Source organism: Nocardia sp. N2S4-5, from assembly GCF_044628355.1.
Classification (GTDB): Bacteria; Actinomycetota; Actinomycetes; order Mycobacteriales; family Mycobacteriaceae; genus Nocardia; species Nocardia wallacei_B.
Map to the genome: position 1 here is coordinate 6,275,944 of NZ_JBIUPM010000001.1, position 18,145 is coordinate 6,294,088.

The 18,145-nt window shown below is 69.5% G+C and carries 18 protein-coding genes; 8 read left to right on the forward strand and 10 right to left on the reverse strand.

The genetic code is table 11. The features are described 5' to 3' along the window. Positions 1-39 precede the first annotated feature (39 nt). Positions 40-1,659, reverse strand: coding sequence for a DUF885 domain-containing protein (locus ACFMRZ_RS28965; protein WP_400181494.1), 1,620 nt, complete (start codon positions 1,657-1,659; stop codon positions 40-42). A gap of 158 nt (positions 1,660-1,817) precedes the next feature. On the opposite strand from ACFMRZ_RS28965, the gene ACFMRZ_RS28970 reads away from it, so the two are divergent. Beyond that, positions 1,818-2,648 carry an SAM-dependent methyltransferase gene (locus ACFMRZ_RS28970; RefSeq protein ID WP_280270990.1) on the forward strand — a complete coding sequence of 277 codons (831 nt, stop codon included), beginning with the start codon at positions 1,818-1,820 and terminating at the stop codon, positions 2,646-2,648. Between the two features lie 16 nt (positions 2,649-2,664). On the opposite strand, the gene ACFMRZ_RS28975 is transcribed toward ACFMRZ_RS28970, so the two are convergent. Beyond that, positions 2,665-4,407, reverse strand: a complete 1,743-nt coding sequence (locus ACFMRZ_RS28975) for a BCCT family transporter (protein WP_400181495.1) — start codon at positions 4,405-4,407, stop codon at positions 2,665-2,667. Between the two features lie 366 nt (positions 4,408-4,773). On the opposite strand from ACFMRZ_RS28975, the gene ACFMRZ_RS28980 reads away from it, so the two are divergent. Next, positions 4,774-5,904, forward strand: a complete 1,131-nt coding sequence (locus ACFMRZ_RS28980) for a lipase family protein (protein WP_400181496.1) — start codon at positions 4,774-4,776, stop codon at positions 5,902-5,904. A gap of 7 nt (positions 5,905-5,911) precedes the next feature. Here the strand turns inward: ACFMRZ_RS28980 and ACFMRZ_RS28985 are convergent, their stop codons facing one another. The 6 genes from ACFMRZ_RS28985 to ACFMRZ_RS29010 all read right to left on the reverse strand — a co-directional run bounded on the left by ACFMRZ_RS28985 (position 5,912) and on the right by ACFMRZ_RS29010 (position 10,769). Continuing rightward, positions 5,912-6,364, reverse strand: coding sequence for a MarR family winged helix-turn-helix transcriptional regulator (locus ACFMRZ_RS28985; RefSeq protein ID WP_400181497.1), 453 nt, complete (start codon positions 6,362-6,364; stop codon positions 5,912-5,914). Positions 6,365-6,397: 33 nt separating this feature from the next. Continuing rightward, complete coding sequence (locus ACFMRZ_RS28990) at positions 6,398-6,946, reverse strand: hypothetical protein (RefSeq protein ID WP_400182999.1); 549 nt, start codon at positions 6,944-6,946, stop codon at positions 6,398-6,400. Then, positions 6,946-8,061 (reverse strand): hypothetical protein, encoded by a 1,116-nt coding sequence (locus ACFMRZ_RS28995; RefSeq protein ID WP_400181498.1) that lies wholly within the window; start codon positions 8,059-8,061, stop codon positions 6,946-6,948. The genes ACFMRZ_RS28990 and ACFMRZ_RS28995 overlap by 1 nt, the downstream gene beginning before the upstream one ends. Before the next feature lie 40 nt (positions 8,062-8,101). Beyond that, positions 8,102-8,521 carry a FixH family protein gene (locus ACFMRZ_RS29000; protein WP_400181499.1) on the reverse strand — a complete coding sequence of 140 codons (420 nt, stop codon included), beginning with the start codon at positions 8,519-8,521 and terminating at the stop codon, positions 8,102-8,104. Beyond that, complete coding sequence (locus tag ACFMRZ_RS29005) at positions 8,518-9,948, reverse strand: hypothetical protein (protein WP_400181500.1); 1,431 nt, start codon at positions 9,946-9,948, stop codon at positions 8,518-8,520. Before ACFMRZ_RS29005 ends, ACFMRZ_RS29000 begins: the two co-directional genes overlap by 4 nt. Before the next feature lie 173 nt (positions 9,949-10,121). Beyond that, complete coding sequence (locus ACFMRZ_RS29010; RefSeq protein ID WP_280270997.1) at positions 10,122-10,769, reverse strand: TetR/AcrR family transcriptional regulator; 648 nt, start codon at positions 10,767-10,769, stop codon at positions 10,122-10,124. Positions 10,770-10,929: 160 nt separating this feature from the next. Here ACFMRZ_RS29010 and ACFMRZ_RS29015 point away from each other — a divergent pair, with 160 nt between their 5' ends. The 3 genes from ACFMRZ_RS29015 to ACFMRZ_RS29025 all read left to right on the forward strand — a co-directional run bounded on the left by ACFMRZ_RS29015 (position 10,930) and on the right by ACFMRZ_RS29025 (position 14,133). Next, positions 10,930-11,865, forward strand: coding sequence for an oxygenase MpaB family protein (locus tag ACFMRZ_RS29015; protein WP_400181501.1), 936 nt, complete (start codon positions 10,930-10,932; stop codon positions 11,863-11,865). A 150-nt stretch (positions 11,866-12,015) separates the two neighbouring features. Further along, complete coding sequence (locus ACFMRZ_RS29020) at positions 12,016-13,362, forward strand: lipase family protein (protein WP_400181502.1); 1,347 nt, start codon at positions 12,016-12,018, stop codon at positions 13,360-13,362. A 99-nt stretch (positions 13,363-13,461) separates the two neighbouring features. Next, a complete protein-coding gene (locus ACFMRZ_RS29025; protein ID WP_280271000.1) occupies positions 13,462-14,133 on the forward strand; it encodes a hypothetical protein in 672 nt (223 codons plus the stop codon). 42 nt (positions 14,134-14,175) lie between these two features. On the opposite strand, the gene ACFMRZ_RS29030 is transcribed toward ACFMRZ_RS29025, so the two are convergent. Continuing rightward, on the reverse strand, positions 14,176-14,979 hold the full coding sequence (locus ACFMRZ_RS29030; RefSeq protein WP_400181503.1) for an SAM-dependent methyltransferase: 804 nt from the start codon (positions 14,977-14,979) through the stop codon (positions 14,176-14,178). Positions 14,980-15,043: 64 nt separating this feature from the next. Next, the gene (locus tag ACFMRZ_RS29035; protein WP_280371455.1) at positions 15,044-15,250 is read right to left on the reverse strand and encodes a hypothetical protein; all 207 of its coding nucleotides are present in this window, start codon (positions 15,248-15,250) and stop codon (positions 15,044-15,046) included. Between the two features lie 154 nt (positions 15,251-15,404). Between ACFMRZ_RS29035 and ACFMRZ_RS29040 the strand changes: the two genes are divergently transcribed. The 3 genes from ACFMRZ_RS29040 to ACFMRZ_RS29050 all read left to right on the forward strand — a co-directional run bounded on the left by ACFMRZ_RS29040 (position 15,405) and on the right by ACFMRZ_RS29050 (position 18,144). Continuing rightward, positions 15,405-16,322 (forward strand): helix-turn-helix domain-containing protein, encoded by a 918-nt coding sequence (locus ACFMRZ_RS29040; RefSeq protein ID WP_400181504.1) that lies wholly within the window; start codon positions 15,405-15,407, stop codon positions 16,320-16,322. A gap of 132 nt (positions 16,323-16,454) precedes the next feature. After that, positions 16,455-16,937 carry a cation:proton antiporter regulatory subunit gene (locus tag ACFMRZ_RS29045; RefSeq protein WP_280271005.1) on the forward strand — a complete coding sequence of 161 codons (483 nt, stop codon included), beginning with the start codon at positions 16,455-16,457 and terminating at the stop codon, positions 16,935-16,937. A gap of 4 nt (positions 16,938-16,941) precedes the next feature. Continuing rightward, entirely contained in the window at positions 16,942-18,144 is a 1,203-nt protein-coding gene (locus ACFMRZ_RS29050; protein ID WP_280271006.1) for a cation:proton antiporter, read from the forward strand. Position 18,145: the final 1 nt, after the last annotated feature.

Below are 18,145 nucleotides of genomic sequence, written 5' to 3' on the forward strand. Positions count from 1 at the left end.
TCCGGACGGCCAAGACGCCCGGCGTGTCCATGGTTGCGATCAGGACTCGGTCATGCCGAGCAGCGTCCGCAGATGGCGGGGCGCCGGCGAGCCGTGCGCCAGCATGGCGTCGTGCCAGCCGCGCACCGAGACGGCGGCGGGCCGGGCGGCGGCGATGGCGGACATCTCGGTGTAGCCGACGAAGTAGGTCGACAGTTGCGTGGAACTCAGCCGGGCGCGCCGCCACTTGCCCGCCGCCTCGCCCTCCTCCTGGAAGCCGCGGCGCACCATCAAGTCCATCGCCTCGGCCTCGTCCAGGCCGTCGCAGTGCGCGCCCTGATCCAGGATGGCGTTGATGGTCGTGCGCAGCAGCGACTTCAACCGCTGCAGCCGCACCGGCACACCACCGAACCCGCGTTCGGACATCAGCCGCTCGGCGTATACGGCCCAACCCTCGACGAAGGTGCCGCTGGCGCACATCGCCCGCACCGCGGTGGCGCTACGGAAGCGGCGGGCGTGCGCCAGTTGCAGGAAGTGTCCCGGCACGGCCTCGTGCACGGTGAGGTTGCGCAGCATGTGATTGTTGTATTCGCGGTAGAACGACGTCACGCGCTCCGCCGGCCAGTGGGGCGGTGCCGGAGCGATCGCGAAAAAGGTTGGCAGATCGCCCGTTTCGAGCGGGCCGACGGGATCGCAGTAGGCGACGGCCACACCCCGGGCGAATTCCGGCATCTCCTGCACGACCAGGCTGTCGTCGACCGTCGTCGCCAGATCGTGTGCGGCGACGAAGGATTCGGCCTCGGCCAGCGCGGCCTTCGCGACGTCGACGACGGTGCCGTTGTCCGGGCGCTCGGCCGCCAACCGGGCCAGTGCGGTGCGGACGGTGTCGTCGTCCGGGGCGGCGACGCCGAGCAATTCGCCTGCGGCATCGCGGATTTCGTCGGAGACCAGGTCCAGGTGGCGGCGGGCGCGGTCGAGCAGTTCGGCCGCGGTCAGTTCGGTGTCGAGGGTGTGCCACAGTTTTCCCTCCCACAGCCGCCTGCCCAGGCGGGGGTCGCGGGTGGATCGATCGAGCTGTTCGGCCAGCCAGGCGGTGAATTCCCGCAGTGCCGCGATCGCCGCCGCGGTCTCCGCACCGAGGTCCGCGCCGGGCACCTGCGCGACCAGCTCCGGCACCTGGTCGCGGATCAGGGTGGCGACCCCGCCGAACTGCCCGATCGCGGTCTCGACGTGGACGCGCGGGCATTCCCGCAGCATGCCGCGTGCGGTCGCGAGCGCGTCGGGGAGCGCCGCCAGGCGGGCGGCGAGCAGTTCCAGGCGCTCCGGCGCCGGGGCGAACGGCCGCGCCAGCAATCCGTGCAGCAGCGGTCCCGGGTTGTGCGACAACGGATTCCATTCGTGTTCGCGCAATTCGGTGAGCGCGAACAGGCGGCTGTCGACGCCCTGGTGCAGCAGCGCGTGATCGACGCGGTCCTCGGGCGGCAATTCCAGCTCGTCCACCTCGGCCAGCGCGTGCGACGCGTCCCGCAGCATCGCCGTCTGCGCGCGCACCGCGCCCGGTGACCAGTCCGGCAGCAGGTCGTCGACCCGGTGGTCACCTGCGAACGCGGCCGTCGCCGGATCGGCCCGCAGCACCGCGTCCACGATGCGTTCCGCCCGCTGCACGAAGGTCTCCGACATGCGGGCCACGGTACCTGCCGTAGCATGTAACTCGCCCGCTCCGGCTCGTGTATCCGCGAGTGGTCATCACCCGAAAAGTGCGGTACCGATCCGAAATACGCGCAAATGCGAGAAACTCGGTGTCGGTGACCGGACCGACCACGTCAGGGGAGTTTGCGATGTCCCAGTCTTCCGCCTACCCCAGTGTCGTGCCGGTCGGTGTCGATACCAGCAGAGCCAGTGCCGCCCGCGTCTACGACGCGGCGCTCAACGGCAAGGACAATTTCGAGGTGGACCGCGAGGTGCTCGCGCAGGTCCGCACGGTGGCCCCGCAGGTCAACGACTTGGCTTGGGCCAACCGGGATTTCCTCATCCGGGTCTGCCGCTTCCTGTCCGGTCACGCGGGCATCGATCAGTACCTGGATCTGGGTTCGGGCCTGCCCACGGCGGAGAACACGCATCAGGCCGTGCAGCGGGTCCTGCCCACGGCGCGCGTGGTCTACGTGGACAACGATCCGATGGTGCTGACGCACGCGCGGGCGCTGCTGGACGGCAACCCGGACACCAGCATCGTGGGCGCCGACATCTTCCGCCCGCTCGAGGTGCTCGGGAATCGAGTGGTCCGCAGCGAGCTGGATTTCGACCGCCCCGTGGCCCTGTTCCAGATCGGCACGCTGCACCACTATCTGGCGGACGACGGCGCCGCGCTGATGCAGACCTACATCGACGCGCTGCCGTCGGGTTCCTTTGTCGCCATTGCCCATTTCTGCAACCCGGAGACGCCCGAACACGGCGAACTGGCCAAGCAGATGGAAGACAAATTCGTGCACAGCCCGCTGGGCAGCGGACGTTTCCGCACGCCGCGGGAGATCCGCGCCTTCTTCGGTGACCTCGAGATGATCGAGCCGGGTCTGGTGCTCTGCGACGAGTGGTGGCCGGACGGACCCCGCCTGGAGCCGCTGTCGCCGCCGCGCCACTGCATCATGGGCGGCGTCGGACGCAAGCGGTAGGCCCGCCCGGCCCCGCCTAGGCGGGTTTCGCGGTCTCCGGCGGATCCTCGTCCGTCACCGGCGTCACCACCACCGGCTCGGTGACCAGGCCGAACTCGGCATCGTGCTGTTCGGTGCCGCTGAGCACGGCGTTCTCGATCAGCAGGGCGCCGTGCTGTTCGCGCAGGATGATGGGGTCCGAGCGCACGTCCTTGTACAGCGCCACACACATCAGGCCCATCACGACGGCGAACGGCAAGGAGACCACCGTCGTCAAGGCCTGGAGCCCGTTCAGCGCGCCGTCCAATTTCTCGGCGTCCGCGATGACCAGCATGATCGCGGCGACCGCGCCGGTGGCGGCGCCCCAGAACGTCACCGTCACCTTGGACGGTTCCAGGCTGCCGCGTTCCGACAGCGTGCCCATCACGATGGAGGCGGCGTCGGCGCCGGACACGAAGAAGATCGCGACCAGCACCATCACCAGGGCCGCGGTCGCCGAGGCGATCGGATAGTGGTCGAGCAGGTGGAACAGCGCGAAGTTCGAGTCCACCGAGCCGTTCGGCTCGGTCAGGTCGTGGGTCTCGCGCTGCTGGAAGATGGCCGCGCCGCCGAAGATGACGAACCACACCAGGCTCACCAGGCTGGGCACCAGCAGCACGCCGGTCACGAACTGCCGGATGGTGCGTCCGCGGCTGATGCGGGCGATGAACATGCCGACGAACGGCGTCCAGGAGATCCACCACGCCCAGTAGAAGATCGTCCAGGTCGACAGCCACGCCTTCTCGGGGTCGCCGCCGCTGGCCGCGGTGCGCGAGGCCATCTCCGGCAGCCGGGCGATGTAGTCGCCGAACGTGGTCGGCAGCAGATTGAGCATGAACAGCGTCGGGCCGAGCACGAACACGAACAGCGCGATGATCAGCGCCAGCACCATGTTGATGTTCGACAGCCACTGGATGCCGCGGTCGATGCCCGACACCGCCGACGCGATGAACGCGATGGTCAGGACGGTGATGATGAGGACGAGCCCGACCTTGCCGATGGAATCGACCCAGCCGTTGAACTCCATGCCGGCGCCGATCTGCAAGGCGCCCAGACCGAGTGAGGCGGCCGACCCGAACAGCGTCGCGAAGATCGCCATCATGTCGATGATGCGGCCGGCCGGGCCCTTGGCATGCCGGCCGAGAATCGGGCGGAACACCGAGGAGATCAGCTGCGACCGGCCCTTGCGGAAGGTGCCGTACGCGATGGCCAGGCCCGCGACGGCGTAGATGGCCCACGGGTGCAGCGTCCAGTGGAACAGCGTCTGCGCCATCGCCACCTCGGCCGCGGCGTCGGATTCGGCCTGGGCCGTCCCCGGTGGCGGTTTCACGAAGTGGGTCAGAGGTTCGGCGACACCCCAGAACATCAGGCCGATGCCCATGCCCGCGCTGAACATCATCGCGATCCAGGACACGGTCTTGAACTCCGGCTGCTCGTCGTCGTCGCCGAGCGGGATCTTCCCGTACCGACTGGCCGCGAGCCAGATGACGTATACAACGAAGGCCGACGCGATCAGGACGAACAGCCAACCGGTATTGGTGATGACCCACGACTGCGCATCCGACGCGGCGGACCCGAGGCTCGCCTGATCGAGGATGCCCCAGGCGACGAAGGCCAACGAGCCGAGTGCGGTGATGCCGAAAACCACCCGATCCAAGCCGCGTTCGGGACGTCGCTCGCGAATCGGTTTCCCGGCACTGTCATCTGATCCGTCGGATATGCGGTCGGTGTCTATCGACATCAGATCCGAGTCCTTTCACAGAGTATGGGCGCAGGCTTGCTATAGCCCCCATTACTGGCTCGAGCAACCGTACAGCGTTCGAGTTGGCGGCGCAGCGGGTACCGCCTCCGAATCGCGAGCGGGAATATTCGGCGGAAAAATTTGGCGCTCGGGGGTTTCGTGGATGCGTGAATTGGGTAATGGCGAATTCATCACCGCGAATGTTGTTGATTGTGGCGCATTCTCGCGGCCGTTTGCCCGTCCGTGATCGCATCGTGCGAGACGGTATGCCGGTCGGTGTCTCGTCTTCTTGTTGGCACTGTGCCATCATGATCGTGAATGGGTCAGATCGGCGTAGTCGGCTACCCGGAGTCGAAAGGCGGGTCAATGGTGACCGCACATGCCGTGACGGGACCGATCGCGACGGTCGGCGAGGGCCGACCCGGCCTGCTGTTGGAGGCCCGGCCGATCCGCGCGTATCTTGTTCCGGGACTTCGCCTTCCGGCCCGAGCCTGGTGGATCCGCTATCTCACCACCACCGCGCAGGGCGAACCTGCCGAGGTCACCGGCACCGTGCTGGTGCCGTCGACGCCCTACCCCGACGGTCCGCGCCCGCTGATCGGATACGCCGTCGGCACTCAGGGTCTCGCCGATGTCTCCGCGGCGTCGTGGCAGCTGCGGTGCGGGCTGGAGTACGAGTCGCTGTTCCTGGCTCAGGCGTTGCGGCGAGGCTGGGCGGTCGCGATCTCCGACTATCCGGGGCTGGGTAATCCGGGCTCGCATCCCTACGTAATGGGACGCGCGCTGGGGCCGGCAGTGCTCGACAGCATCCGCGCCGCACGGCAAGTGGACGAGGCGGGCCTGGAATCCGATGGGCCGCTGGGGATCTTCGGTTACTCCGAGGGCGGCTGCGCCGCGGGCTGGGCGCTGCAACTCCAGCCCGGCTACGCACCGGAACTGACGCTGGACGGCGGCGCGGTCGGCTCCGCGCCGGCCGATCTGGAGGGGATGTTCGAGCATCATGACGGCGGCCGCTACGCGTTCCTGCTGTTCTACGCTCTGCTCGGCATCGACGCCGCCTATCCGGAACTGGACGTGCTGGACCTGCTGAACCCGGCCGGGCGGGCGCTGGCCGCGGTGCTGCGCCGCACCCATGTGCTGCCGGGCGCGGCGCTGGGTATCGCGGGCAGCCTGGTGCTGCCGACGCGCTCGGCCCGGTACGTGCGCCGTCACCCGCTGGAGGTGCCCGAGGTGCTGGCGCGGCTGCGGGAGAATCGGCTGGGCGCGATCCCGCCCGCGGCCCCGGTGCTGATCGCCGGTGGCACCAAGGAACAGGTCATCCCGTTCGAGCAGATGACCGCGCTGTACCGGGACTGGCGCGGTCTCGGCGTCGATGTCACCTTCGTGACCATGGCGCGGGAGCATATCGGCGGCGCGTTCTCCTTCGCCCCCAAGGCTTTTCAGTTCCTCGCCGAGCGTTTCGCCGAGCGGGCACCGGTCCGGCAGCGCACCGCCTGACCGCTGATCAGCCTGTGCCGGGCGTCTTTTCGAAGAACGCGGCGACCATGGCCTGCCCTGCCCGCCGTTGTCTCGGCTCCGCCTGCGCGCCGAACAACCGCTCGTCCACCTCCGTGACGACCCGCTCGGCCGACCGCAGCAGCCGGGCGCCCGCGGCGGTGAGTTCGATCGTCGACGCCGATCCGGCGCGCGCCGTGCGATCACGCACCAGGCCCGCGCTCACCAGGCCTTTCACCGCGGTGTGCACGCTCTGCACGCTGATGCCCGACATGCGCGCGAGATCGCTGAACGAGGCCCCGGGGACCCCGGCGATGTGGCCGAGCAGCCCGAGCCGGGCGATGGTGAGGTCCAGCGGCGCGAGCGCGGCGCCGAGTTCGCTCTCGACCCGCTTGGCCAGCGTGAGCACGAGAATGGAGGCGCTGGTCGCGGGTGGCCCGGGGCGGCCGTCGTCGGTCGGCATCCCTTCAGTTTCGCGCATCGCCCGCGGACGTCCCTAGGCCACCGACACCGGTTCGCGGTCGTGGCGGCGGGTGCGACGCCAGGCGTAGGCCAGGAAGAACACCAGCCCGAGCAGGGGGAGGGTGCTCAGCGCCCAGCTCAGACCGAGGGGCGGGCCCGGCTGGCGGAGGACGGTCAGGTCGCGCAGTTCCCCGACGCCGTGCCCCTGCGGGCCGTCGATCTCGAAGCGGAAGGTCCAGTTGCCCTCCTGCTCCAGGGATTGCACGTCCAGACCCCAGACATCGCGCTTGCGGGGATGCCGCGACAGCGGGTTGGGCCGAAAGGCGTGGCCGTCGGGCCTGATTCCGGTGAGCGTGCCGGTCTTGTCCTCGATGCCGCCGTCGGGGATGAAGGTGAAGTCCAGCGATTGCAGCGCGCGCAGCGGCCAGGTGCTGAACCCGACGGTGATCGCGTACGGCCCGGCCTGGACGTGCTCGGTGTGCACGATGTCGACCGGTTCGTACGCGCCCGCGCTTCCGGCGGGAATGGTGGCCAGGCCCACGGCGAGCAGCAGGGTGGCCGCGGCCGACAGCAGTCTGGTGATCACGCGCGGTCTCCTTCCGCGGCGGCGAGCCGAAGCATGACGCCGAACCGTCGGCCGAGGAAGCCGCCGAGGGCGCCGAGCGCGCCACCGGCGATCGCGGTGGCGACGATGACCGCTACGGCGGGCAGCCGGGCGTCGCGGATGAGGACGGTCTGCCAGGGCGCGCAGATCGCGATGACCAGCCCGCCCAGCCCACCGGCCAGGCTGGGAAGCCACCCGGCCCGTCCGTTGCGCAGCAGCAGGTCGATGCCGACGCCCACGGGCAGCAGGCACAGCGGCACCAGTGACGGTGTAGAGGGGATGATCCGAATGTTCTCGCGCAGCGGCAGATCCACGAAATCGGCGTAGGCCTGGGCCGCCCACGGCGCGAACCACCAGAACACGCCCTGCACCAGCGCCGCGGTGGCGGCCACCCCGGTCGCCCCCCAGCGGCCGAAGCCCGCGCCGGTCGTCAGCAGCAGCACGACGATGAAGGCGGTGACCGCCGTGGTCCACCGCACCGTGCCGGTGGACAGCTGCTGCACGGCCAGCGCGGTGATCACGCTGGACACCACCAGATGCCCGAGGCTCGCGAGCGTGCCGAGCCGTCCCCACCGGTGCTCGCGGGCGGCGGCGAACACGATCACCGTGCCCACCGAGGTGACCGTGCTGGACAGGAACAGTCCGATGTGCGGCGGCGAGTCGATCACCGCGTCGAAGCCGTAGAGCGAATGCCACCACAGATCCCACAGCCCGTACAGCAGGAACGACGCCGCGCCGAGACAGGTCACGAGGTAGCCGAGCGGTGCGGTGAAGGTGCGGCCGAAGACCCCGATGCCCGGCCCGCCGAGCGCCGAATCCACCGGGCGCCCACCGCGTCCGGCCGCGGTGGTGGCGAGAATGACCGCGAGACCGGTGAATCCGGCGATCGCGGCGCTGGCGTAGATGAACAGGTGCGGCAGGGTGAAGAAGGTGTCCGGGCCCACGTCGGCGTGCCACTGGATGTCCCAGGTGGCGCCGACCGCCCAGGTCATGGTGGCGAAAAATAGCACGGACGCGGGCAGCCAGGGCCGGATGCCGGTGCCGCGGGCGGCGACCGGCGCGCTCACCCCCGCTGCGGAGACGGTCAGATCCATTGGGCTGCTCCCGTTTTCTCTCGTGACGACTCGGATGACTTCAGGTGGCGCTGACGGAGAAGGTGGCCGTGCCGGAACCGTCCGGGCCGGCCAGGTCGACGGTGATCTCCCACTGTCCGGACATCGGCAGGTCCAGGTCGGCGCGATAGCGTCCCGGTCCGGTCGCCGTGGCCGCGACGGGCGGCACGGCGTGGCCCATCTGCGGCATGGCGGGGGCCACGGTCACCCGGGTCGGTTGCGCGGGAGTGGATTGCCGGTCGGTGATGTCGAATTCGACCGCGTTGGCCCCCGGATGCAGCGTGCTCGCCAGCCGTATCGAGTAGGGCCCCGCCGGGATACGCTGCGTCACGTCCTCGCCGCCGGGCCACAGTAGCCAGGTGGCGACGCCCGCGATCACGGCGAATACGGCCGTGGCGAGGAGGATGTCTCGTCTCTTCCGGCGGGGATGGTCGATTGTCATTGCGGCGCACCGGCTTTCACGTCGACCACGGCCGGGGCGGTCAGTACGGAGTAGCCGCGTTCGGCCTGGGCCCAGACCAGGTATCGGCCGGGCAGGGGGAAGGTGTAGGTGAAGGAGATATCGGGGCCGTAGGCGGCGACGGTCTCGTCCGGCGGCTGGGCGCCCGGGCCGAGCATCGGCGCCATGGCGTGCGCGTGTGCCCAGATCGGTGCGGTGGCGGCGGCCGCGCCCGCGGGGACGTCCGCGGGCAGCGGTCCCACGGCGATGAGGTGGCCGAGCATGCCCAGCCAGAGCTGGAGATCCGCGGGTCCGCCGAATCGGGCGGTGAGGGTGCCGGGGACGCCTGCGCTGAGATCGGTTGCGGTCAAGGTGTTTCGTGCCTCGGACGGTGCGGGCGCCGGGTTTCGCGATGGCGATGCGGCCGAGCCCGAGACGCGAATCGCGGACCGCAGCAATTGGACTCCGCCGCCGCGGCGCGAGAGTTCGGCGGCGACGGCGTAGTCGCCGGATTCCGGTAGCACGATGCGGACCTCGAAAACACCGGGCGCCGTGCGGATCGGATGCCGGTGCCAGAGCCGCTCGGCCGGGCCGACGATCATGAGATGCACCAGGGCGTCGTCGGCGACCAGCAGATCGTCGACCGGACGGCCGGTGGCGCTGTCGGTCAGCGACAAGACGAGATCGAGGGGCCGCCCCGCGACCGCTTCGCCCCGGACGCTCGAGGTCAGATTGACCGGCGGCCGTGAGTAATTCGTCGTCATCGGCAGATCGCGTTCGGGATAGGGATCGCCGACGGTGGCCGAGGTCGGATCCAGCAGGCTGCCCGTGGGCCGTGGCGGCGGGGCGCTCGCGGAGAGGACGGCGCCGGTGATGCCCACCGTCAGCGCCGCCACCGTCGCACCGGCCGGCAGCAGGGTGATCCATCCCCGCTTGGACACCAGTGCGGTGCCGACGGAGACCAGCAGCAGCGCGCCCGCCGTGAAGAAGCCGCCGTACGCCGCGCGTTCCCACGGTGTCACGACCTGCGCCGCCACCACGAACGGAATCCGGGCGGTGCGCACGCCGTCGCCGACGCTCAGCTCCCACGGTCCCGCATGGTCCACGCGCAGCGTCGCCGGATAGGGACCGGCGCGCTCGCCCAGTTCGACGGTGGTGGACGAGCCGGGCCCCGCGCGGTCGACGGGAACGACACCGAGCGCGAGAGTGCCTGGGGCAGTACCGGTGTGGGTCAGGACGTCGACGCGCAAGGGCCCGGGAACCGGCTGCGCCCGCCGCACGATCACCGTCAATTCCCGGTCGCCCAGCGATTGCGCGACGGCGAGATCGGCTCCGGCGGCAGCGCCATCGGCGTGGGCCACCGGTCCGCCGAGCAGCGCCGTCAGCAGGCAGACACCGATCACCGCCACCGCGGCGCGCACGCACCGCATGTCAGCGAGATCTGCGAACTGCCGCGGGCATCGCACGCCTCGTCCCCGACCACCGCACGGCTGTCGACCAGCGGATACGAGTGACGCGAGATGTCGACAGCGGCTGCACCAAACCGATTATGCCGTGCCCGGCAAGCGGTTTCACCGGCCGATTCCCGCCAGGAGCCGGCGGTTCAGGATTCGGGGCGCAGCAGCAGGCCGACGATGGACCGGACGAAGTCCTCCAGCCGCTGCCTGGGGTATTCGTCGGGGTCGGAGACCGCGAGGCGGCCGAGCATCTCGGCCACGGTGAGCAGCGCGTTGACCAGCAGCGCGGAATCCACGTCCGCCCAGCGCGAGTCGAGGGCCGCGCCCATCCGCACCAGCGCCTCGGCTTGGTCGAAGATGCCGGTCCGGGAACTGCGCAGGGCCGCTCGGTATTCGTCGGGCGCGCTACCCGGACTGGTCAGGATCAGGCGCCAGCGCGTCGGATTCGCCAGTACCACACCGACGAACGTCTCCACCGCCGCCGAGGCGGCGACCACCGGGTCCGCGCCGACGAGGTCCGCCGGTAGCGTGTCGGCCACTTGTTCCAGACCGCGTTCGCGTTCGCGTTCCAGCAGCGCCGTGACCAATTCGGCGCGGGTCTTGAACACCGTGTACAGCACGGGTTTTCCCACGCCCGCCGCCTGGGCGACGGCCTCCATGCTCAGCTCGTGCAACTCGACCCGGCCGAGCACCGCCAACGCGGCGTCCAGCACCTGTTCGCGGCGTTGCTCCGGAGGCAGGCGCGGCGCGTAGCGGCGGCGCGGTCGATCGGTCGCCGGGCGCGGTTTCGTCACTGCCGTCTCACCTCCACGCGGTCCATAGTGTCAGCTCGGCCGCCGGTGAGGGTAACCGTCGCGAAATCGAATATTACGATGCCGTTGTATTCCATCGCCGCGATTGCTACGGTGGCGTTGTATTCGCCGTCGGGGCGGGTCAGCGCACGAAGGAGGAGCCATGGGCTTCGATCCGACCACCCTTCGCCGGGACGACTACGGGTTCTTCGGGCCCGGCTCGCCGAGTTGGAAGGTCTGGACCGCACCGACCGCGGTGATCGGTTTCCAGCGCGCGGTGGTGCTCGAGCACTTCGACCCGTTCCTCACCGCGGCGGTCGCCGACTCGCGCGGCATCTACACCGATCCGCGCAGCCGGCTCGACAACACCTTCGCCTACTTCCTGATCGTGGCGGTCGGCGACGGCCGGACCGCGATCCAGGCGTCGGAGCATCTGCGGCAGGTGCACGCGAAGATGACCGGCGCCGAGCCGATCAGCGGGCAGCGCTACAGCGCGAACAGCCCCGAGACCCAGCTGTGGATCCATCTCACCGGCTGGCATTCGGTGTTGAAGGCCTACGAGGAGTTCGGGCCCGGACTGAGTCCGGAGGAAGAGGCGCGCTACTGGGCGGAATGCGCGATCGCGGCCGAGCTACAGACCTGCCGGGCGGAGGACGTGCCCCGTTCCCGCGCCGAGCTCCGGGAGTACTTCGAGCGGGTGCGACCGCGGCTGTGCACCTCCGAGCGAGCGGAGGAGGGCATGCATCATCTGCTGTGGACCTCGCGGGCCAACGGCTCGGGCTGGACCTACTACTTCGGCAGCCGTCTGCTGTCGCTGGCCTCGGTCGCGATCACGCCGCGCTGGATGCGCCGATTGGGCCGCTACGACCGGCCGGGCATCGTGGACCTCGCGGTGAAGCTGCCCGCCCGCGTAATCGTCTGGTCGGCAACCCTTTTCAAGTCCTACGGCTTGATCAAGAGCGCCCCGCTGATCGCACCCATGGCCGGTGCGATCCTCGAACAGCACCTGAAAATGGAGCATCCGGCCGAGCCGGAGACCATCACGCCGGCCGAGGCGCGCGCCCGCTACGGCCGCCGCGCCGTCGCCCGCGCGAGCTAGGTTGTGCATTCGAACAAAGGGGTCTCGCCGAAGTCGAATTTCTGCCGATAGTGGCGCGGAAGCGGCGATCGTAGGGTGCAGTCAGCGGTTATATCGGCCGCGGTCGAGCAACCTTCCGGAATACGGGACGGTGGATGGGGTGTGTTGTCGATGAGGACAGCTCTGGGTCGTCGAGTGCTGCCGCTGGCCGCGGCGTGTGCGCTGGTGGCGAGCGTGGTCGGCGGGAGCGGGGCGGCATTCGCCGATCCCGGCTTCCCGCCCTCGTTCCCGCCGGATCAGAATCAGCTGCCGCAGTTGCCGCGCGAGCCGGATATCTACGACGCGTTGCCGATTCCGGCGCCCGACAACGATTCCTGGTACGCCGATCCGCCGAATCTGGCGGAATTGCAACCGGGCGACATCATTCGCACCCGCGAGGTGCAGACGCGGCTGCTGGGTATTCCGGTACCGGTGTTCAGCAAGCAATTGCTGTTCCGGTCCACCGACGTGCACGGCAATCCGATCGCGACCGCCACCACCGTCATCGTTCCGGGGATTCCCTGGGTGGGCAGCCCGCGGCCGGTGGTGTCGTTCCAGGAGGCCATCGACTCCACCGACTCGGCCTGCAATCCGTCGCACACGCTGCAGACCGGCACGTTCAAAGAGATTGCGCTGGCGCAGTTTTGGATCGCACAGGGCTTCGCGTTCAACGTGCCCGATTTCGACGGCAAGTTCAACACCTTCAACACCTATGACGAGGGCCGGATGGTGCTCGACAGCCTGCGCGCGATGAAGAACGACGCGGCGCTGGGGCTGCGCGATTCCGCGATCGCCATGTACGGCTTCTCCGGGGGCGGGTCGGCGACCGCCCGCGCGGCTGAGCTGCGCCAGAGTTATGCGCCGGACGTGCGTATAGCGGGCGCCGCATTCGGCGGTGCGCCACCGGATCTCGCCGCCATCGCCGACTACGCCACGGTGCCGCGGCCCGGCGTCACCGGGATCAGCAGTTTCACCATGTGGCTCGGCGCGGCCGCACTCGCCCGGGAATTCCCCGTCGAGTTCGATCCTCGCCGTTTGCTGAATGCCGAAGGGCAGCAGATCATCGCGGATTTGAACAGCCGCTGCGTTTATTCGGCCGCGCTCACCGGAATGTATCGGCCGATCAGCGAGTACTACGCGCCCGGCTCGCAGGGTCTGAACGATCCGGCGATCCAGGAGGTGCTGCGCAGTCAGAGCCTCGGTAAGCACATTCCGGATATCCCGCTGCTGTGGTGGAACGGGGTGTGGGACGAGCTGATTCCGTCGTCGATCGTGCTGCCGACGGTGAACGACTACTGGCGGCGGGGCGCGGATCTGCGTTACTACACCATGCCGCTGCCCGAGCACCTCACCAACGCGGTCGCGGGCTGGCTACCGGCGACGGCGTGGATCAGCGCGCTCCTGCGCGGCCTGCCCCCGGGGCCGAAGTTCAAGCTGGACTACCCGTCGCCGCTGCCGCCGGACTTCCCCGGCGCCTGACCGGGTCCCCGATTTGTCGGCGCGGTAGGTCACAATCGAGGTCTCGGGTGGACGTGTCTCGCGTCCGCGGCACCGAGTCACGGAACGGGGAGCAGCGAAATGTCTGTCGCACACCATGATCGGCTGCGGCTCGACCACACCGATTTCGCGACGGTGCGGCCGCTGCTCCGGACCCGGCTGTATTCCACCGCCGCCGCCGGGCCCGAGGTGGTGCGGCGGGTGGTCGCGCCGGGCCTGATCCAACGGGTCGTGGTCGACCGCGCCGGCGCGGTCACCCCCGTCACGTTCGACATGCTGCGGAGTTGGCCGATCGGCGAATTCGACCTGTTCACCCTCGCCGAACACAATGTCCGCGCCGCGGGCGGCGTCCGAATCCGCCACGGCGACTTCGATGTCCCGCTCGCCGAGGGCCTGCCCCCGATGTCCATCCTGTCCGGCCCCGAATACCTGACCGCCCACGCCCGCTGGCTCGGCGACCACCCGGTCACCGGCCCCCACGGCGCCGTCCTGATCCTCCCCTCCGAACAGCACATCTACGCCTACCCGATCATCGGCCCCGAACTGGCCGCCGCCGCAACCGTCCTCGCCCAACTCGCCCGTGTCTGCCACGCCGAAGACCCCCACCCCCTCAACCCCTGGGTCTACTGGTGGCACAACGGAACCCTCGACCTGGCCGCCACCACCACCCACCGAAACGGCGAAACCGACCTGAACCCCACCGAACATTTCCGCACCTTCGCCACCCGCCTGAGCGAGGAGCCCACCGACTAGCGCGGAGTGAATGGAACCGCAGGGTGGTGAGGACGTGTCGCGCTATGGCTTGCGGCCGACGGCGCCGTAGGCGTCGAGTGGTTCGGTCATGCCGATGCGGTGCCGCAGCGGCCGCCACTCGGTGATCGGCACCATGCCGGGCTCCACCAGTTCCAGCCCCGCGAAGCAGCGGGAAAGCTCCTCGGGACTGCGCAATATGTAGGGGGCGCCGCCGGCTTGGACCAGCCGTTCGCTCCCGGCGACCACGGCGGATCCGGTGTCGGTGCCGTCCCACAGCACCAGGTAGCTGCCCGCGGGGGTCGGGGCGATCAGGCGCGCGACGATATCGCGGACGGTGTCCAGTTCGGGTTCGTAGCCGAGGACGCCCATGAACAGCACCGCCGTCGGCTGAGTGAAGTCGAGGACCTTTTCCGCCTCGGCCAGAATCCGATCGGGGTCGTGGTAGTCGGCGTGCACGTACGTGGTCACACCCTGTGGGCTGGTGTTGGTCAGCAGGGCGCGGGCGTGGGCGAGGACCAGCGTGTCGTTGTCGACGTAGACGATGCGGGACTCGGGGGCGAGCTGCTGGGCCACCTCGTGGGTGTTCTGCATGGTGGGCAGGCCGGTGCCGACATTGATGAACTGGCGGATGCCCGCCTCCCCGGCGAGATAGCTCACCACCTGGACCAGGAACTCCCGCGACAGCCGGGCCATTCGGACGATGTCCGGATAGACCGCGGCGACCGCGTCTCCGGCGGTGCGGTCGGCCGGGTAGTTGTCGCTGCCGCCCATCCAGTAGTTCCAGATGCGTGCCGCGTGGGGCGTATCGATGTCGATCGCGGCGAGCACATCCCGGTCCTGGGTCATCGGCTCATGCTACCCGGCGGGCTCCTTTCGCACGCAAGGCTTTACGCGCTTTCCGTACTCGGATTCACGCGGCGTCCGGCGTGGTGAGGACACCGGCGAGTTCGAGTTCGCGCTCGATGGCCAGCGCGGCGTGCCGCTGCCCGGCCGCCCGCAACTGCGCGATCCGATCGCGCACGGCGGTGAGTCCGTATTCCCTTGTTACGTCGAGTATTCCGACGCGGCCGGTGCGCGAGTGCGCGGCCGCCGCGGTGGTGCCGATGGCCTCGGTCACGGGTGTCCCCCTCGCATGGCGCGGTCCCGATATGTGCGTCTCCATTCTACCGTGCATATGCACGTGCAGAAGCACGTGCGTACGTACGTAGGTATCACTTAAGCTGTTGTGGCACACTCGATGACGCGTTACCGCGACGCGACAGGAGGCGCCTGTGATCGAGAGTAATGCCGCCCGGGCGGCGGTTCCGGGGAGTGGAACCGAGCCGGGGACGGACCCGGCCCTGCTGCGGCTGGTGCTGGGCACGCGGCTGCGGCGGTTGCGCGAGGCCGCGGGGATCAGCGGGCAGGCCGCCGGCCGGGCCATTCGCGCGTCGCATTCGAAGATCAGCCGCCTGGAGGCCGGGCGGGTCGGGTTCCGGGCCATCGACATCGACGATCTGCTGTCGCTGTACGGAGTCGAAGACCCCGACACCCGGGCCGACTTCCTCCGTCTCGCGAAGCGGGCCAACGCCACCGGCCGCTGGCAGGTCGACGGCGACCTGGGGGCCCAGCGGCTGGACACGTACCTGGCGCTGGAGGACGCGGCCGCGCTGCTGCGCTCGTATTCGCCGGGCGTGCTGCCGGACCTGCTGCAGACGGCGGCCTACGCGCACGCGGTGGCCGCGATCGCCCGGCCGGGTCCGACCGCGGATATCCAGCGCCGCGTCGAGCTGCTGATGCGGCGGCAGCGCCTGTTGCAGCGTCCGGGCGCGCCCAAGGTCTGGCTGGTGATCGAGGAGGCCGTGCTGCGCCGGCCGTTCGGCGGCACGGGGGTGTGGCAGGACCAGCTGGACCACGTGGCCGCGATCGCGGCCGCCGGTGACGCCATCGTGCAGATCGTGCCCGATCACGTCGGCGGTCCGGCGATCAGCTCGGTCCCGTTCACGCTGCTGCGCTTCGCCGAACAGGACCTGGGGGACATCGTCCACCTGCATCACGCCACGGGCGCGCAGTTCCTCGACCGCCGCGCCGACCTGGACGCCTACCACGCGATCTGGGACCGATTGTGCGTGCACGCCAGTCCGCCCGACCAGAGCCTGGAGCTGATCACCGCGCTGGCCACCGGCCGATCCGCGCGCGCTGCCCGATAGCGGAAGGGTATCGCCGCAGGCTGCGTGGGCATTCTGCGAAAAGCGGTGTATACCAACAACTTTCGGCCTCCACGCGGCATTCGCGCACTAGAGCGGCACGACGAACTGCGGTGTCGTGATTAGGGTGGATGTGTGAATGTTGAAGTGACACCGTTACCTGGTATCGGTGTGCGTAAGGAATTTTTGTCGGCTTCTTCCCGGCGGCGGGTCGGGGTCATCGATCATAAAGACGGCACGATCGACCTGATCGTGAGCAAGCCCAGCAACCCCGATGTGACCGATCAGATCTCCCTGTCGGCGCACGAGGCCTCGGTACTGGCCAACCTGCTCGGCGCGCCGCAACTGGTGGCGCAATTGCAGGAAGAGCACCGCGATCTCGACGGTGTCACCACTCGGCAGCTGGGCATCCGAACCGGCTCCCCGTTCGTCGACCGCCCGCTGGGCGACACCCGGATGCGTACGCGGACAAAGGTTTCCGTCGTCGCGGTGGTGCGTTCCGGGCATCCCATCCCGTCGCCCGGCCCGGAGTTCGTGCTGGCGGCCGGGGACGCGCTGGTGATCGTCGGTACCGTGGCGGGCCTGACGGCGGCCGCCGATATCCTCGCGGACGGCTGAGCCCGTGGTGGAACAGGACACCGCGCTCGCACTGGTGCAGTTGGGCGCGGTATTTTTCGGGCTCGGACTGCTGGGCCGGCTGGCGGCGCGGATCGGGATGTCGCCCATCCCGCTGTACCTCATCGGCGGCCTGGTCTTCGGCACCGGCGGGCTGGTGCAACTGCATCAGGTGGACCAGTTCATCCACCTCGCCTCCGAGATCGGGGTCGTCCTGCTGTTGCTGCTGCTCGGGCTGGAATACAGTGCCGCCGAACTGGTGACCGGGATGCGGGCCTCCTGGCTGGCCGGCGTCGTGGATCTGGTGTTGAACGCGACCCCGGGTGTGCTGGTCGCGTTGCTGCTGGGCTGGGGATTCGTCGGCGCGGTGGCGATGGCCGGGGTCACCTACATCTCCTCGTCGGGGATCGTCGCGAAGGTGCTCAACGATCTGGGCCGGGTCGGCAACCGGGAGACGCCCACGATTCTGTCGATCCTGGTGTTCGAGGATCTCGTGATGGCGGGCTACCTGCCGGTGCTGACCGCGGTGCTGGCGGGGGTCGGTTTCGTCTCCGGACTGAAGACGCTCGGGATCGCGCTGGTGGCGGTGACCGTGGTGCTGGTGGTCGCGCTGCGATACGGCCGGTTCGTCTCCGCCATCGTCGACAGCGAGGATCGCGAGATCTTCCTGCTGAAGTTGCTCGGCTCGGCGCTGCTGGTCGCCGGGGTCGCCTCCACGCTGCAGATCTCGGCCGCGGTCGGCGCGTTCCTGCTCGGGATCGCCATCTCCGACACCACGGCCCATACAGCGGCGAAGATTCTCGAACCGCTGCGCGACCTGTTCGCCGCGCTGTTCTTCGTGCTGTTCGGCCTGAGCACCGATCCGAAGAGTATTCCGCCGGTGCTGGGCTGGGCCGTCGTGCTCGCCGTGGTCACCGTGGTGACGAAGGTGGCGACGGGCTGGTGGGCGGCCAAACGCGCCGGAGCCTCCCGCTACGGCCGGGCCCGAGCCGGTACGGCGCTGGTGGCCCACGGCGAGTTCTCCATCGTCATCGCCGGACTGGCCGTCGCCGCCGGGGCGGTGCCGGACGAGTTCGCGGCGCTGGCCACCACCTATGTGCTGCTGATGGCCGTGCTCGGACCGATCGCCGCCCGCGTGACGGAGCCGATCCTGGTGTGGGTCGACCGTCGTCGTCCCGCGCGGGTCGGGGACCGCAGCCCGGCCGGCTGAG